Source organism: Flexivirga oryzae, from assembly GCF_014190805.1.
Taxonomy (GTDB): domain Bacteria; phylum Actinomycetota; class Actinomycetes; order Actinomycetales; family Dermatophilaceae; genus Flexivirga; species Flexivirga oryzae.
Window position 1 is genome coordinate 2621694 of record NZ_JACHVQ010000001.1, and the last position, 16305, is coordinate 2637998.

Below are 16305 nucleotides of genomic sequence, written 5' to 3' on the forward strand. Positions count from 1 at the left end.
ACCTCTCGGGTGGGTCGCGAAGGAGTATGACGATGACCGACAGCACCACTTCCACGACCGTTCTCGGCTGGCCACGCCAGGGCCCGAAGCGGGAACTCAAGCGAGCCATCGAGGCCTACTGGGCCGGCCGTTCCAGCGCCGACGAGCTGCACGACATCGCCGCAGCATTGCGCGCGGATGCGTGGAAGCTCCTTGCCGACAACGGGATCGACGAGGTACCGACCGGCGACTTCTCCTACTACGACCACGTGCTCGACGCTGCGACCATGGTCGGCGCGATCCCGCAGCGCTACCGCGACGCCGCCGACAACGACCTGGACGTCTACTTCGCAATGGCGCGCGGCAACGACACGGTCGCGCCGCTGGAGATGACCAAGTGGTTCGACACCAACTACCACTACCTGGTGCCGGAGCTGTCGCCCGGGACGACGTTCACCGCGGACGCCTCCCGGCAGCTCGCCCACCTCGCGCAGGCCACCGCGGCGGGCCACCCCGCGCGACCGGTCCTCGTCGGCCCCCTGACCTTCCTGTTGCTCGCCAAGCCTGCGCCGGACGCACCCGCCGACTTCGACCCGCTGACGCTGCTCGACCCGCTGCTCGAGGTGTATGTCGAGATCCTCGACCAGTTGCAGGAGGCCGGAGCGCAGTGGGTGCAGCTCGACGAGCCGGCACTGGTGCTCGATCAGCCGGCGACCGTGCTGGAGGCGGCGCGGCACGCCCTGGGCCGGCTGGGCTCCGCGATGAAGCGCCCGCAGCTGGTCGTCGCCAGCTACTTCGACGCCCTGCAGGGTGCGTTCGAGGTGCTCGCCGACGCGCCGGTGGACGGCCTGGCGATCGACTGCACCGTCCCCGACAACGTGACCGCGATCCTGGAGCACGGACTCGCCGGCAAGCGCCTGGTCGCCGGGGTGATCGACGGCCGCAACATCTGGGCCGCCGACCTGGACGACCGGCTCACCACGCTGCGCCGGCTCGCCGAGCGCGTCGACGACCTGGTCGTCGGCACCTCCTGCTCGCTGCTACACGTCCCGCTCGACGCCGCCAAGGAGACCGCCGTCGACGACGAGCTGCGCAGCTGGCTCGCGTTCGCCCGCGAGAAGGTGCTCGAAGTGCGCACTCTCGCAACGGCGCTCACCGACGAGACGGCCGCCGCACCGGCGCTCGAGTCGGCCCGGAACGCTCTCGCGTCCCGACGCGCATCGGCGCGCACCTACAACGACGCCGTGCGCGCGCGGATGGCCGCCGTCACCGACGCCGACGCCCACCGCGGCGCTGGGTACGACGAGCGGCGGACGCTGCAGCAGGAAGCGCTCGGCCTCCCGCTGCTGCCGACGACCACGATCGGCTCGTTCCCGCAGACCGACTCGCTGCGCAAGGCCCGGGCGGCACTGCGCCGCGGCGAGATCGGCCAGGCGGCCTACGACGCGACCATGCGGGACGAGATCGCCGCGGTCATCGAGTTGCAGGAGCAGCTCGGCCTGGACGTGCTGGTGCACGGCGAGCCGGAACGCAACGACATGGTGCAGTACTTCGCCGAGCAGCTGGACGGCTACCTGGCGACCACCCACGGCTGGGTGCAGTCGTACGGCACCCGGTGTGTGCGACCGCCGATCATCTTCGGCGACGTCTCCCGTCCCGAGCCGATGACGGTCCGCTGGTGGCAGGCCGCGCAGTCGATGACCGAGCGTCCCGTCAAGGGCATGCTGACCGGCCCGGTGACGATGCTCGCCTGGTCCTTCGTCCGTGACGACCAGCCGCTGGGCGACACCGCGCGCCAGGTCGCGCTCGCCCTGCGCGACGAGGTGAGCGACCTCGAGGCCGCGGGCTGCCGGGTCATCCAGGTCGACGAGCCGGCGCTGCGCGAGACGCTGCCGCTGCGGGAGTCCGACCGGCCGGCATACCTCGAGTGGGCAACCGAATCCTTCCGGCTGGCAACGAGTTCCGTGACCGATGCTACGCAGGTCCACACGCACATGTGCTACGCGGACTTCGGCGACATCTTCGCGGCGATCGACGACCTGGACGCGGACGTGATCAGCCTTGAGGCCACCCGGTCGGGTATGTCGCTCGCCGACGAACTGAAGGAATCGGGCTACGCCAAGGGCGTCGGCCCGGGTGTCTACGACATCCACTCACCGCGGGTGCCTTCCAGCGAGGAGGTGCGCGAGCTGCTGCAGAAGGCGGTGGACGCACTGCCGGCCCAGCAGGTCTGGGTCAACCCGGACTGCGGGCTGAAGACCCGGCGACCGGACGAGGTGCGCGCCGCGCTCGCGAATGTGGTGTCGGCGGCAGCCGAGGTGCGGGAAGGGCTCAGCGCCCGGCCGACCACGGCCCGCGGATGACCGGAGCGGTGTCCTCGACGTCGTCGTCCTCGTCGTCGGCCTCCGTCGGGTGGCGGCCCACCAGCGGGATGGTGCGCTCGTCGTTCTTCGGAGCGCCCGCGGCGTGCACGGCCGGGAGCCGGTGAGCTTCCAGCGGGTCCTGTGAGGCCCGGGTCGGCATCGGCTCGGTGGCCGTCACCGGCGGTGGGACGTCCTGCTCGCGCAGGGTTCCCGGCGCCGGTGCCGGCTCCGGTGCGCCGTCGGCGCCGTCGGCGCCGTCGAAGTCGAGCGGCAGCTGGACCTCCTCGTGCGCCGGTTCGTCCCCCGGTGGATCGGGTGGTCGTTCGAAGCCGATGTCGATCTGCTGGAAGCCCTTGAGCCGGGTCGCCCTGGCGAGTCCGCTGTAGGCGCGGACGTCGGCGTCGGTCAGCTCGACGTTGTCGGTGAACGGCGTCAGGAGCGCTCGCGGCCACAGGTGCAGCACCCACACGGCATTGATCTCCATGCTGATGACGATGATCATGCCCGCGATGAAGAGGAACAGCATCAGCCCGAGAACCACCGCGAGCGTGCCGTTCATGGCCTTGTTGCGCTGCACGACGTGCTCGACGTAGATCCCGCCGAAACGCTGGAGCACCTGCCACATGAACGCCGCGAACAGCGCGCCCGGCCAGATGTCCCGCCACCGCAGCGAGCGATTGGTGGCCACGTGGTAGGCGACCATGATCGCGAAGACGTCGATGCCGAGGGTGCCCACATCGACACCGAACGCGGCCAGACCCGCCAGGTGCACCAGCCGTGGCATGACCTGCGTCAGACCGATCGTGGCGAGCAGCGCGGTACCGAGCAACGCGATCAGGCCGACCGACTTCCCACGGGCGGCGAACGGGTTGGGCCGCGAGTTGCGCGGCACGTGCCACACGCTGTTCGCGATGAACTGGAACGCCTGCGCACTGCCCAACGCACCGTAGAGGGCGACGATCGTGCTGACCGTGATGGACACCCAACTGCCCGATAGGGCATTCGGCGAGGCGATCTGGTCGCTGATGATCGGGAATTCGTTGAGAGCCGACGTGATCAGATCCTGCTGCAGGCTGGGATTGCCGCTCAGGACGACCCCGAGGATGGTCGTGGCGAGGATCAGCAACGGGAACAGCGAGACGAACGCGTAGAAGGCCAGCAGGGCTGCCAGGTAGTTGCCCATGTCATCGATGAACTTGTAAACGACAGCGATGGGATAGCCCAGCGGCGGGAACCTCCGCTGCGCCCGATCGACCACCGCGTGCGCTGACACGCCTCCACGGTACTTGCCCACCATGAAAACCTCGGAATCACGCGGTGTGGCGTGGCACTGCCTATGTGGGGGGTATGGCGCGGCGGCGCTCGCTGAAGGCGCGGTCGCGCCGGGCGGCGTAGGCCAGGCGGTGCAACAGCTCGGTGCGCAGCTCGGCCGCCTCGACCACGCTGTCGACGACCAGATCGGACGCCAGCCGCTCCAGGTCGACGTCCTCGAGGTATTCGTCGCGTCGCGCCTGCACGAACTCCGCCCGCTCGGTGTCGTCGTCGATGGCCGCGATCTTTCCGGCATACACCGCGTTCACCGCCGCCTCCGGCCCCATGACCGCGATGCGCGCGGTGGGCAGGGCGATGGTCGCGTCCGGCCCGAAACCGGGTCCGCACATCGCGTACAGGCCCGCGCCGTACGCCTTGCGAACCACGACGCAGAACTGCGGGACGGTCGCCTCGGCGACGGCGGACACCATCTTCGCGCCGTGCCGGATGATGCCGCCCCGCTCCACCTCGGAGCCGATCATGAAGCCCGGAACGTCGGCCAGGTAGATCAGCGGGATCGAGTAGGCGTCGCACGTCCAGATGAACCGGGCCGCCTTGTCGGCGCTGTCGGTGAACAGCACTCCGCCCTTGGCGGCGGAGTTGTTGGCAACGATGCCAACGGTTCTGCCGTCCATGCGGCCGTAGCCGATGACCAGCTCGGGCGCGAACAGCGGCTTGAGCTCGAAGAACGAGTCGTCGTCGACGAGGCCGTCGATCACGGTGTGGATGTCGAACGGCCGGCTCTCGAGCTCCGGCACGGTGTGCTCGGTGAGGGCCGTTGCGGGCTCCTCGCCGAGGTATGCCGGAGGCCGCTCGCGCCAGGTGGACGGCACGTAGGAGAAGTAGAGCCTGGCCAGCTCGATGGCCTCGGCATCGTCCTGCGCGAGCAGGTCGCCGACACCGGAGACGGTGCAGTGCATCCGGGCACCGCCCATCTCTTCGAGCGAAACCGTCTCCCCGACAACCATTTCCGCCATCCGCGGGCTGCCGAGGTACATCGAGGCGTTGCCTTCGACCATGATCAGGACGTCGGTGAAGCTCGGGATGTAGGCGCCACCGGCAGCGGACGGACCGAACAGGCAACAGATCTGCGGCACCCTGCCGGACAGCGCGACCTGGTTGTGGAAGATCCGGCCCGCGCCGCGCCGGCCCGGGAAGAGCTGCACCTGGTCGGTGATGCGCGCGCCCGCCGAGTCGACGAACCAGAAGACGGGCAACTCCTCGCGCAGGGCGGATTCGGTGGCCCGGACGATCTTTTCGACCGTTCGCGCACCCCAGGACCCCGCCTTGACCGTCGGGTCGTTGGCGACCACGATCGCCGGGCGGCCGTCGACCGTGCCGCGTCCGGTCACCACGCCGTCCGCGGGCAGATCGCCCGCAACGGCGTTGGCGTAACGACCGTCCTCCACGAACGAGCCCTCGTCGAACAGCAGCGCGATCCGGTCACGCACATAGAGTTTGTGCTGCGCGTCGAGCTTGGCGCGTGCCTTCTCGGACAGGGTCTGCGACGCCTCGTGGGCGGCCGTCAACCGCGCCCGGACGTCGGCGACGCGCGGGTCGCCCTCCTCAGCCGTCACGCGCCCAAGCCTAGGCCCCGTGCGATCACCATCCGCTGCACCTCGGAGGTGCCCTCACCGATCTCCAGGATCTTGGCGTCGCGGTAGAACCGGGCGACCGGGTATTCCTCCATGAAGCCGTTGCCACCGAAGATCTGGGTGGCGATGCGGGTCGCGGTGACCGCGGACTCGGTCGAGTAGAGCTTCGCCCGGGACGCCGCCTGTTTCACCTCGTCGACGGACCGGCGACCGGCCTCCAGCTCGTCCTTCAGCCACGCCGCCTTGTAGGTGAGCAGCCGGGACGCCTCGACCATGACCGCGAGGTCGGCCAGCTGGAACGAGACGCCCTGGTTGACGCCGATCGGCTTGCCGAACGCGGTGCGGGTCCTGGCGTATTCGGTGGCCGCCTCCAGGCAGGCCTGCGAGAGACCGACCGCGAGCGCGGAGATCGCGATGCGGCCGTCGTCCAGTGTCTTCAGGAACTGCTTGAAACCGGCGCCCCGCTCCCCCAGCAGATTGTCTTCGGGCACAACGCAGTTGGTGAACGTCAGGCCGTGGGTGTCCGAGGTGTGCCAGCCGAGTTTGTCGTAGGCAGGTTCGACGGTGAAGCCGTCCGTGCCCGAGGGCACCATGATGGCGCTGATCTCGGCGCGGCCCTTGTCGTCGGTGCCGGTGCGTGCCGTCACCGTGACGACCGAGGTGATGTCGGTGCCGGAGTTGGTGATGAACGCCTTGGCGCCGTTGATGGTCCACCGGCCGTCGGCGAGAGCGGCCTTGGTGCGGGTCGCTCCGGCGTCCGACCCGGCGTCCGGCTCGGTCAGGCCGAAGCCGGCCAGGGTACGACCGGCGACGAGGTCGGGCAGGAAGCGCTGCTTCTGCTCCTGCGACCCGTAGGTGAGGATCGGGTTGATCCCCAGGCCCATCCCGGCGGACAGCGTGATGCCGATCGACTGGTCGACGCGACCCAGCTCCTCGATGGCCAGGCACAGGTAGGTGAAACCGCCCTCGTCGAGACCTGCCCCGCCATACTCCTCGGGCACGACGAGCCCGAACAGGCCGAGCTCGCCCATCTTCGGGACCAGTTCGGTCGGGAAGTGGTGCTCCTTGTCCCACTCCGCGGCGTGCGGTGCGACCTCGCCCTCGGCAAAATCGCGCACCAGGTGACGGAATTCCTCGTGCTCAGGGGTCAACTCGAACATCTTTGGCCGGTCCTTCTGGGGTTCGTGCGCCAAGCCCGCATGCTTGACGTTGACGTAAACGTAAAGCACGATGGACGACATGACAACCCCGGACGAGCAGGAGACCTGGACGATCGCCGAGCTCGCCGATGCATTCGACGTCACCCATCGGACGATCCGGCACTACGAGGAGCTCGGGCTCATCTCCCCCGAGCGACGCGGCACCGCGCGGGTCTTCCACCGGCGCGACCGGACCCGCCTGGCGCTGATCCTGCGAGGTAAACGGATCGGATTCCCGCTGGAGGAGATTCGCACGATCATCGACATGTATGACGAGACACCGGGCGAGGAGGGCCAGCTCGTCTATCTGCTGGACCAGATCGCGGCGCGGCGTGCCGATCTCGAGCAACGCCGCGCCGACATCGAGCAGACGCTGCGCGACCTCGCGGAGGTCGAGGATCGCTGTCACGCGGACCTGCGCGACCTACGGGGCGCGTGACGATGCCACGGGCTGCACTAGCGTGCTACGTGTGAGTAACGCGCCCATCGCTCCGGCCTTCGACTCCGTCGAGGCGGTGTCCGGCGCCCTGCAGCGCACCGGTTACCTGCCGTCCGAGGAGATCTCGACCACCGTCTACCTGGCGGCGGCGCTCGGGCGCCCGATCCTGGTCGAGGGCCCGGCGGGCGTCGGGAAGACCGCGCTCGCGTCGGCGGTGGCCGGAGCGCTCGATCGGCGGCTGGTGCGCCTGCAGTGCTACGAGGGCGTCGACGAAGCGCGGGCACTCTACGAGTGGAACCACGCCAAGCAACTGCTGCGGATCACCGCGGAGCAGGGGGCCGAGTGGGACGAGCTGCGCAGCGACATCTTCGGCGAGGAGTTCCTTCTCGCCCGACCGCTGTTGACCGCGGTCCGCAGCGAGGCGCCCGTCGTGCTGCTCGTCGACGAGATCGACAAGGCCGACGAGGAGATGGAGGGTCTGCTGCTGGAGCTGCTGTCGGAGTTCCAGGTCACCATCCCCGAACTCGGCACGCTGCGCGCCCGGCATCGACCGCTGGTGCTGCTCACCTCCAACGCGACCCGCGAGCTGTCCGAGGCGTTGCGCCGCCGCTGCCTCTTCCTGCACATCGACTACCCGTCCGCCGAGCTGGAGCAACGGATCGTGCAGTCGCATGTGCCCGAGCTTCCGGACGCGCTCGCCGCATCCGTCGTGCGGCTGGTCGGCGCGCTGCGCGACCTCGAGCTGCGCAAGGCTCCGTCGGTGGCCGAGACCGTCGACTGGGCCGGCACCCTGCTCAGCCTCGGCACGGCGGAGCTCGATCCGGAGACCGTCCGACGCACCCTGGGCGTCGTCCTGAAGCACACCGGCGACATCGAGCTCGCGCACCGCAAGCTCGACCTCGATCGTGAACTCGCCGGCTGAGTCCTCCCCGCTGACCGGCCGGTTCATCGGCCTCGGGTCGGCGATGCGCGCGCACGGCATACGGGTCGGACCCAGCGAGGTCACCGATGCCGCTCGGGTGGCCGCGACCCTCGGCTTCGAGCACCGGGAACGGTTGCGCAGCGGGATCGCCGCGGCGATGGTCCGCCGGGCCGAGGACCGGGGGACGTTCGACCAGCTCTTCGACATCTTCTTCCCGGCGGCGGTCGGCACCCGCACGACCACCGAGGGGATCGACGGGGCAACCCTGCTCGACGAACTCGCCGATGCCCTCGCGGCCGGCGACGACGCGGCGCTGGAGCGGCTGGCCGCCGCCTCCGTCGAACTGCTCGGCAGGGTCGACCCGGATCGGCCCGACCGGGGCTGGAGCGCGGCCCGCACGCTGGATGCGTTGAACCCGCAACGCGCCGTCGCCGCGGCGCACCAGCAGGTGCGCGCGACCCAGGAGGGTGCAGGCGGCGAGGGCAACGCGGCAGCCTCCGGCTCCGGGGGTATGGCGCCCGCGGCCGGCTCGGGAGACACCTCGTGGGCGACCAACCCGTGGGACCGGCCGTCGGTGCGGCCAGAACAGCTCAGCGACCGCTTCGACCGGGACGAGCTGCGGCGTCGCGTGGACCGCTTCCGCGACCGGGTGACCGCCGAGACCCGCCGCCGCAATGCGGAGCTGCACGACCGGGAGCGGCTGGCCCGGCTCGCCGTGCCGTCGTCGTTGCGGCGGCGCGACTTCATCAGCTCCGGCGAGCGGCAGCTGGCCGAGCTGGAGCGCGAGATCGACCCGCTGGCACGCAAGCTCGCGGCGCGGCTGACCGCGCGTGAGCGTGCCGGGCGCGGCAGCATCGACATCCGCCGCACGCTGCGCGCGTCGATGTCGACCGGCGGTGTTCCGGTCAAGCCGGCCTACCGGCACCGCGCCCCGCACCGACCGGACCTGGTGCTGCTCGCCGACCTGTCCGGCTCGGTCGGCGGCTTCTCCACGTTCACCATGCTGCTGATGCAGGCGCTGCGTCAGCACTTCCGGAGGGTGCGGGTCTTCGGCTTCGTCAGCAGCACCGCGGAGATCACCGACGTCGTACGGGAGTTGCCCGCGGGGACCTCGCTGACCAGTTGGGCGTTGGGAACCCCGGCGCTGATCCGGCGGGGCACCAGCTCCAGCTACGGCTGGGCACTACGAACCTTCGTCCGCGGACACCTGGACGCGATCACGGCGCGCACGACGGTGCTCATCCTCGGTGACGCGCGCAACAACTTCGGGGACCCCGGCGTCGCCGACCTGGAGCAGATCAGGGATCGTGCCCGTCACCTCGCCTGGCTCAACCCGGAGCCGAGGTTGCTCTGGTACCAAGGTGATTCGGAGGTCCGTCGCTACGCGAACATCGTGCCGATGCACGAGTGCCGCAACCTGGAGCAACTGCGACACTTCGTGGCCGACACTCTGCCCACGTGAGCCGTTTCGGCATACTGACAGCCACCATGCCTTTTCGAGTCACTGCCGCTGCCGTCGGTGCCGCACTGCTGTTCGGCGCCGCGGCGCCCGCGGCGTACGCCACCGACACCGAGCCCGGTGCACCCGCCGCCGTCCAGCTGACGACCGCCCGGGGTGACGCGCCGAAACTGGCTCCGGGCGTCTATCAGACGACGGCACCGACCGGGGAGACGGAGCATTACGCCTCCATCACCCGGCCCAAGGGCGGCTCGGTCGCGGTCGCGATCTTCGGCGCCGTCCACGCGTCGCTCACGACGGCGGACGGCGAGACGACCTGCTCCAGCGGCACCACCACCCTCAGTCACGACGTGACCGGTTACACGTTCGTCTCCGCCGACGCGACCGAGACCAAACGCCAGAGCTACCTGTCGGACGACTGCAAGTCCGCCACCCACCTGATCCTGGAGCTCACCGCCGACGACGACTCCTCGGGCGCAACGGCGACCGCGCAACCGAAACCGTTGCAGTTCGTCGTCACCACCGAGCCGAAGGTCAAGAACGCCGGAGCACCCGCACCGAAGAGCGCGCAGGACGAGATCAAGGCGCCGAGCCGGTCGACACCCGACTCGAACATCACCCTCAGCGACAAGCTCTACGCACCCACGACCCTGACGGCCGGGAAGAGCTACCCCGTCACGCTCAAGCCGGGCACCATCGGCGTTGCCCGGGTCCGGGTCGGGTGGGGGCAACGGCTGGCGGCGTCGATCGACGCCCCGCGCAACGGCACCAATGTCGCGCCGCCGGCCTCACTCGACCTGGTCATCGACGCCTTCAGCCCCCAGTGGGCCCCCGTCGGCGGCGGCAGCCGCACCTCGTACCTCTACAAGCAGGACGGCACGGAGAAGACGGCCGGGACCTACACCGCCCCGGTCTCGGCCGCCAACCGGTCGGTCGACTACGGCGACGCGGGTGATGTCGGAGCCAACCACGCGCAGTGGACGACGGTGGCCGGCTGGTACTACGTCGTCGTGCGTGCCGCCGCCGACGACGACAAGGACGCGCCACCGCCGAGCTTCAGGCTGCCCGCCCGCCTCAACATCGAGGTCACCGGCACCCCCAGCTCCGGCCCGACGTATGTCGACACCGCCGGCACCGCGGTCGCCGCTCCCCCGGCCACGCAGCTGAGCCAGGGCGGCAGCACCGGCTCCGGCTCGTCGAGCACCACGCTGCTGCGGATCGGCGGCACGGCGGTGGTGCTGGTCCTCGCCGCCGCGGCCGTCGCGATCCTGCTGCGCCGGCGCGCCTGACGTCATACCTCGGCGTCGTGGCGCACCCCGGCCACGCCGAGTGGTCACCTACCGACGAGTAGACCGACAATACCCGTCGGTAGGTGACCACTGGGCGGGAAATCACGGGCTGCCGGCCGGAACGCCACCCCACGCCTGTGGACAACGAAATGCACGAGGGTATGCCGTGCTGCCAGGCTTCGCGCATGGCAACCGACGCGAGCTTTCCCATCAGTCGCGCCGACGCACTCGCCGCCGGGCTGGGTGACGCCGATCTGCGGCGCCACTACCGGCGCGTGCTGCGCGGACAGTGGATCAGCGGCGACCGTGCAACCACCCGGGACGATCTGCGTCGGGCCGCGCTCGGGCTGGTCGGTTCGGACGCGTTCTTCACGCACGACTCCGCGGCCGAGTTGCACGGCGGCATCACACCGACGACCGACGCGTTGCACCTGGGCATCCCCGACGACCGGCGGGTCCGGCTGCCGGGCCTGGTGGTGCACCGCTACCTGGACCGGGTGCCGACGACGCACGCCCGAGGTTTCCCTGTGACGACCTTGCCGCAGACCTTCATCGACCTGGCATCGCGCTGGCCCCTGGTGGACCTGGTCGTCTTCGGCGACTCGATCGCACAGCAATCCGCGACTGCGATCGACGAGTTCCGGAGCGCCGCGTCCGCTGGGCGGGGCCGCAGCATCCGCAAGGCGCGGCGCGCCGCAGCCTTGGTCGTGGCCGGTGCCGAATCGCCGTACGAAACCCGGATCCGGATGCTGATGACGCTCGCCGGGCTGCCTCAACCGGTGGTCCAACATCCGATCCTCGACCGGAACGGACGAGTGATCTACCGCCTCGACCTGGCCTATCCGGAGTACCGACTCGCCATTGAATACGACGGTGACTACCACACGAATGCGGCGCAACGGGGCAAGGATCTCGCTCGCCGGGAAGAGATCGAGCGGTTGGGGTGGACGTTCGTGGTCGGGCTGAAGACGGACATTCATGGCCGCCCAGGCCAGCTGCTGCGGCGCATGACCTCCGCGATGGCCTCGCTCGGGATGCCTCGTCCCCGGCTGTCCGATGAGTGGCTGCTGCACTTCCCCGGCTGACGCAGCGCTACCGCATCCCCGGGCAACGGGTCAGCTCTTCTGCCAGGTGTACGTGCCGTCGGCGGACGCGACGCACTGCAGCGTCCGGGAACCGGCCGCATCGTTCTCGAGGGTGCCGGCGTCCTGCCACTGGCAGGTGCCGCCGACGGTGGCCCCGCCCGGTGTCAGGTCGCCCTGGTCGGAGGAGTGCGGCAGCCAGATGCCGAGCAGCGCGGCGATCGCGACGATCGGCACCAGGACGAGCCCGATGCGCCGGCCACCGGACGACCGGCGCACCGGATCCGGTGCGCCGACGGCCGTGTCGCGGTGCTGCGCCCTCGTGGTGACCTGCGCCCGCTGCTGCTCGGGCGTGACCGAGGTCGGCGGCGCGACGGTCGCACCGGCGGTCTGGACGCCCTCGGCACGCACCGGCTGGACGCGTCGCGGCACCACCACGTCGCGCTGCTCGATCCAGGCCAGCTCGGGGGTCTCCAACGCGTGTGCGGCGGCCGCTGCCGACGGCGGGCGACCCCGCGGGTCCGGGTCGGCCAGGTCGGTGACGACACGCCACAGCTGGTCGGGAGTACCCGGCGACCGCGCGGGCAGCTCGTCACGACTGCGGCGGATCTGGTCCGGCCGGTGCCCGGTCAGGAGTTGCAGCGCGACGATGCCCGCGGCATACAGGTCGAAACCGGGCGCCGGATCGGCGCCGGCGAGCTGCTCCGGTGCGAGATAGCCGCGGGTGCCGAGCACGACGGACGTCGTCGTCATGCGGGGTGAGGCGACCGGCACGGCGATGCCGAAGTCGGTGAGCATCAGGTGCGGCCGGGCCGCACCCGTCGCCGCGAGGAGCAGGTTGGCCGGCTTCACGTCGCGATGTATGACGCCCGCGGCGTGGACGGCCTCCAGCGCCTGCAGGAGCTGACGGAGCAGCTCGGCGACATACCGCGGCGGCAGCGCGGGCCGGTCGCGCAGCAGATCGCTCACGGCGCCGCCGTCGACCAGCGACATGGTGAACAGCACCCGGTCGTCCTCGCCGGCCCAGCCGAGCGGGGTCACGACATTCGGGTGGTGGATGCGCATCCCCTGCTCCCGCATGAAACGCAACAGTGCCCCGGCGTCGGACTGGCGCAGCACCTTGGCGGCGAGGATCCGGTCGTGCTTGCGGTCGTGCACCTGCCAGACCGAGCCCATGCCGCCCTCGCCGATCATGTCGATCAGCTCGTAGCGGCCCGCGAACACCTCTCCCACGGGTCAGCAGGATGCCAGGTCGGCCCGGCCGGCGGCGAACCGCACCCGTGACCCGGCGCGCCGACGACCTCGGTCAGCCGGCCGAGAACTTCTTCGGGTCCGGACCCGTGCGGTGGTCCTTGTTCAGCTTCTTGATCGCGGCCAGGTCGTCATCGGTCAATTCGAAGTCGAAGACGGCGAAGTTCTCCGCGATGCGTGCGGGAGTGACCGATTTGGGGATCACGACGTTGCCCAGCTGCAGGTGCCAGCGCAGGATCACCTGGGCGGGGGTGCGGCCGAGACGCTCCGCGATGCCGACGATCACCGGGTCGGTCAGCACGTCACCACCGGAGGCCAGCGGGCTCCACGCCTGCGTGACGATGCCGTGGGCGGCGTGGAACGCGCGCAGCTCCTCCTGCTGCAGGTGCGGGTGCAGTTCGATCTGGTTGATCGCGGGAAACTCCCCCAGCTCGTCCTTGACGTGCTGCAGGTGCTCGATCTCGAAGTTGCACACGCCCGCGACCTTGATCCTGCCCTCGTCGCGCAGCTGCAGGATCGCGCGGAAGGTGTCGACGTAGCGGCCGCGCTGCGGTACCGGCCAGTGCACCAGGTAGAGGTCGACCGGACGGGCCAGCCGCTCCCGCGACGCGGTGAAGGAGCGCAGCGTGTCGTCGTACCCGTGGTCGGAGTTCCACACCTTGGTGGTCAGGAAGACGTCGTCCTCGCCGAGCCCGGAGTCGGCGATCGCCTGCCCGACGCCGGCCTCGTTGTTGTATGCCGCGGCGGTGTCGATGAGCCGATAGCCGGCTCGCAGCGCCTCCGTGACGGCCGCCGCGACCTCCTCGTCGGGCACCTGCCACACGCCGAAGCCGAGCTGCGGGATCGGCACCTCGCCGTCCTGACCGCGCAATCCGACGGTGGGCACCTGGCTGTTGTCCTGATCGCTCATACTTCCCGTCAACGCATGCCGCCCGCCCGGTATGCCGACCGGGTCCCGCGAACCACCCGCCGGCGGACCACGCCGCGCGGCTACAGTCTGCGCATGGCTGCCCTCTCGAAGGTCCTGATCGCCAATCGCGGCGAGATCGCGGTGCGTGTCGCGCGTGCGTGTGCCGACGCGGGTATCGGATCCGTTGCGGTGTATGCCGATCAGGACAGGGACGCGCTGCACGTGCGAGTCGCCGACGAGGCCTACGCGCTGGGCGGGTCGACGCCCGGCGAGTCCTATCTCGACCAGGCGAAGCTGCTGGACGTGGCCCGGCGTTCGGGAGCGGACGCGGTCCACCCCGGTTACGGATTCCTTTCCGAGAACGCCCAATTCGCCCAGTCGGTGATCGATGCGGGGCTGGCCTGGATCGGTCCGCCGCCGTCGGCGATCGACTCGCTCGGCGACAAGGTCAAGGCGCGGCACATCGCCACCGCGGCGGGGGCACCACTGGTGCCGGGCACGACCGACCCGGTGGCCGGCAGCGGCGAGGTGGTCGCGTTCGCGCGCGAGCACGGCCTGCCGGTCGCGATCAAGGCCGCCTACGGCGGTGGCGGCCGCGGCCTGAAGGTCGCCCGCTCGATCGAGGAGATCCCCGAGCTGTTCGACTCGGCCGTGCGAGAGGCGGTGACCGCTTTCGGCCGCGGCGAATGTTTCGTGGAGCGCTTCCTCGACAAGCCGCGGCATGTCGAAACCCAGTGTCTTGCAGACACTTCCGGCAATGTCGTGGTCGTCTCGACCCGCGACTGCTCGCTGCAGCGGCGGAACCAGAAGCTGGTCGAGGAGGCGCCCGCGCCATACCTGACCGATGCGCAGCACGACGAGCTGGTGCGTGCGTCGAAAGCGATCCTGTCGGCGGCCGGCTACGTCGGCGCCGGCACCTGCGAGTTCCTGGTGGCGCAGGACGGCAGCATCAGTTTCCTGGAGGTCAACACCCGGCTGCAGGTCGAACACCCGGTCTCCGAGGAGGTCACCGGGATCGACCTGGTTCGCGAGCAGTTCCGCATCGCGGCCGGCGAGGAGCTGGGGTATGACGACCCGGCCCCGCACGGGCACTCCTTCGAGTTCCGGATCAACGGTGAGGATCCCGGATCCGGCTTCCTGCCGGCACCCGGCACGGTCGAGGCCTTCCGCGCACCGGGCGGCCCCGGGGTGCGTGTCGACTCCGGCGTGGTGTCCGGGGACGTCATCGGCGGCTCGTTCGACTCGATGCTCGCCAAACTGATCGTGACCGGCCGCACCCGCGCGCAGGCGCTGGACCGATCGCGTCGGGCGCTGGCCGAGATGGCCGTCGAGGGTATGGCGACGGTGCTGCCGTTCCATCGCGCCGTCGTGGCGGATCCGGCGTTCGCCACCGACGACGACACGCCGTTCGCCATACACACCCGGTGGATCGAGACCGAGTTCGACAATCGGATCGAGCCGTACACGGGCGCCTCGGAGACGGCCGCGGAGCCGGCGACGCGGCAGACGTTCACCATCGAGCTCGACGGTCGCCGGCACGAGCTGACCCTCCCGGCGGGCCTGCAACTGGGCGGTGCCCCTGCCGGGGCGGCCCGCCGAGCAGCCCCGAAACGGCCCCGAGCGGCGTCGAGCAGCCCTGCGGCGTCAGGGGATTCGTTGACCGCCCCGATGCAGGGCACGATCGTCAAGGTACTGGTGTCGGACGGCGACCAGGTGGAGAGCGGCGACACCGTCCTCGTGCTCGAGGCGATGAAGATGGAGCAACCGATCACCGCGCACCGGTCCGGTGTCGTGTCCGGACTCACCACGGCGATCGGCGAGACGGTCCCCGCCGGGGCGGTCCTGGCGACGATCAGCTGAGCCCGTACTCGGTCAGGTCCGCGTCGCCGATGGCACGCAGCACGAGCGTGACCATCGAGCGCAGGTGGGCCGGCCGGTGCTCGGGGGCGACGGCCAACAGTGCACTGAGCACCACACCGTCGAGGCAGGACACGATCGCCTCCGCGCGCAGCCGCGCGTCCGACTTCTCGGTGCGACACACGATCGTCTCCACGATGTCGGTGAGGTTGTTCCGCCAGGCGACGATCGGCTCACTCAGGGACGGGGTGCGACCCGCTTCCAGGGCGAGCTCCGACATCGTGACGATCAGATCCGGGTGCTCGGACCAGCGGGACAACATCTCGATCGTCGCGTCGACGGCCCGCTCGATCCCGTCGTCGCCCGACGGGACCGGCAACGACGCGCCCAGGGCGCGCACGTCCGCGTGCAGGGCCGCCGCGACGAAGCCGCCGAGCGCCGTCAGCAGCGCCAGCCGGGTCCGGTAGTAGACCGAGCAGGTGCCTTCCGGCATACCCGCCTCCCGGTCGACGGCGCGGTGTGTCAGCCCACGCATCCCCGAACGGCCGACAACGGCAATCGCGCTGCGCAGCAACAATTCCTGACGCGCGGCGGTGCCTTCGGGGCCGCTGCCGGTGCCCTGTCGTTTCGACGCCTTACGGGGAGACAC

At 70.3% G+C, this 16305-nt stretch carries 13 protein-coding genes; 7 read left to right on the forward strand and 6 right to left on the reverse strand.

Annotated elements, in window-relative coordinates:
• Positions 1–32: 32 nt before the first annotated feature.
• The gene (gene metE, locus FHU39_RS12375; protein WP_221185252.1) at positions 33–2342 is read left to right on the forward strand and encodes a 5-methyltetrahydropteroyltriglutamate--homocysteine S-methyltransferase; all 2310 of its coding nucleotides are present in this window, start codon (positions 33–35) and stop codon (positions 2340–2342) included.
• Here the strand turns inward: metE and FHU39_RS12380 are convergent.
• From FHU39_RS12380 to FHU39_RS12390, 3 genes are all read right to left on the reverse strand, one after another.
• Positions 2311–3615 (reverse strand): YhjD/YihY/BrkB family envelope integrity protein, encoded by a 1305-nt coding sequence (locus tag FHU39_RS12380; RefSeq protein WP_221185253.1) that lies wholly within the window; start codon positions 3613–3615, stop codon positions 2311–2313. The genes metE and FHU39_RS12380 overlap by 32 nt on opposite strands.
• A gap of 61 nt (positions 3616–3676) precedes the next feature.
• Positions 3677–5230 carry a carboxyl transferase domain-containing protein gene (locus FHU39_RS12385; RefSeq protein ID WP_183320658.1) on the reverse strand — a complete coding sequence of 518 codons (1554 nt, stop codon included), beginning with the start codon at positions 5228–5230 and terminating at the stop codon, positions 3677–3679.
• Positions 5227–6408, reverse strand: a complete 1182-nt coding sequence (locus FHU39_RS12390) for an acyl-CoA dehydrogenase family protein (RefSeq protein ID WP_183320659.1) — start codon at positions 6406–6408, stop codon at positions 5227–5229. Before FHU39_RS12390 ends, FHU39_RS12385 begins: the two co-directional genes overlap by 4 nt.
• Before the next feature lie 79 nt (positions 6409–6487).
• Here FHU39_RS12390 and FHU39_RS12395 point away from each other — a divergent pair, with 79 nt between their 5' ends.
• The 5 genes from FHU39_RS12395 (at position 6488) to FHU39_RS12415 (ending at position 11641) form a co-directional block, all read left to right on the forward strand.
• On the forward strand, positions 6488–6886 hold the full coding sequence (locus tag FHU39_RS12395) for a MerR family transcriptional regulator (protein WP_183320660.1): 399 nt from the start codon (positions 6488–6490) through the stop codon (positions 6884–6886).
• A 22-nt stretch (positions 6887–6908) separates the two neighbouring features.
• A complete protein-coding gene (locus tag FHU39_RS12400) occupies positions 6909–7808 on the forward strand; it encodes an AAA family ATPase (RefSeq protein ID WP_425484778.1) in 900 nt (299 codons plus the stop codon).
• Positions 7792–9270: a VWA domain-containing protein gene (locus tag FHU39_RS12405; RefSeq protein ID WP_343065849.1), complete on the forward strand. Its 1479-nt coding sequence runs from the start codon at positions 7792–7794 to the stop codon at positions 9268–9270. The genes FHU39_RS12400 and FHU39_RS12405 overlap by 17 nt, the downstream gene beginning before the upstream one ends.
• A 26-nt stretch (positions 9271–9296) precedes the next feature.
• Positions 9297–10556, forward strand: coding sequence for a hypothetical protein (locus tag FHU39_RS12410; protein WP_183320661.1), 1260 nt, complete (start codon positions 9297–9299; stop codon positions 10554–10556).
• Positions 10557–10741: 185 nt separating this feature from the next.
• Positions 10742–11641: a hypothetical protein gene (locus FHU39_RS12415; RefSeq protein WP_183320662.1), complete on the forward strand. Its 900-nt coding sequence runs from the start codon at positions 10742–10744 to the stop codon at positions 11639–11641.
• A 30-nt stretch (positions 11642–11671) separates the two neighbouring features.
• Here FHU39_RS12415 and FHU39_RS12420 read toward each other — a convergent pair whose 3' ends face one another.
• On the reverse strand, positions 11672–12871 hold the full coding sequence (locus tag FHU39_RS12420) for a protein kinase domain-containing protein (RefSeq protein WP_183320663.1): 1200 nt from the start codon (positions 12869–12871) through the stop codon (positions 11672–11674).
• A 73-nt stretch (positions 12872–12944) separates the two neighbouring features.
• Complete coding sequence (locus tag FHU39_RS12425; RefSeq protein WP_183320664.1) at positions 12945–13799, reverse strand: aldo/keto reductase; 855 nt, start codon at positions 13797–13799, stop codon at positions 12945–12947.
• Between the two features lie 93 nt (positions 13800–13892).
• Between FHU39_RS12425 and FHU39_RS12430 the strand changes: the two genes are divergently transcribed.
• Positions 13893–15659 (forward strand): acetyl/propionyl/methylcrotonyl-CoA carboxylase subunit alpha, encoded by a 1767-nt coding sequence (locus tag FHU39_RS12430; RefSeq protein ID WP_183320665.1) that lies wholly within the window; start codon positions 13893–13895, stop codon positions 15657–15659.
• On the opposite strand, the gene FHU39_RS24260 is transcribed toward FHU39_RS12430, so the two are convergent.
• Positions 15652–16305: a TetR/AcrR family transcriptional regulator gene (locus FHU39_RS24260; RefSeq protein WP_183320666.1), complete on the reverse strand. Its 654-nt coding sequence runs from the start codon at positions 16303–16305 to the stop codon at positions 15652–15654. The genes FHU39_RS12430 and FHU39_RS24260 overlap by 8 nt on opposite strands.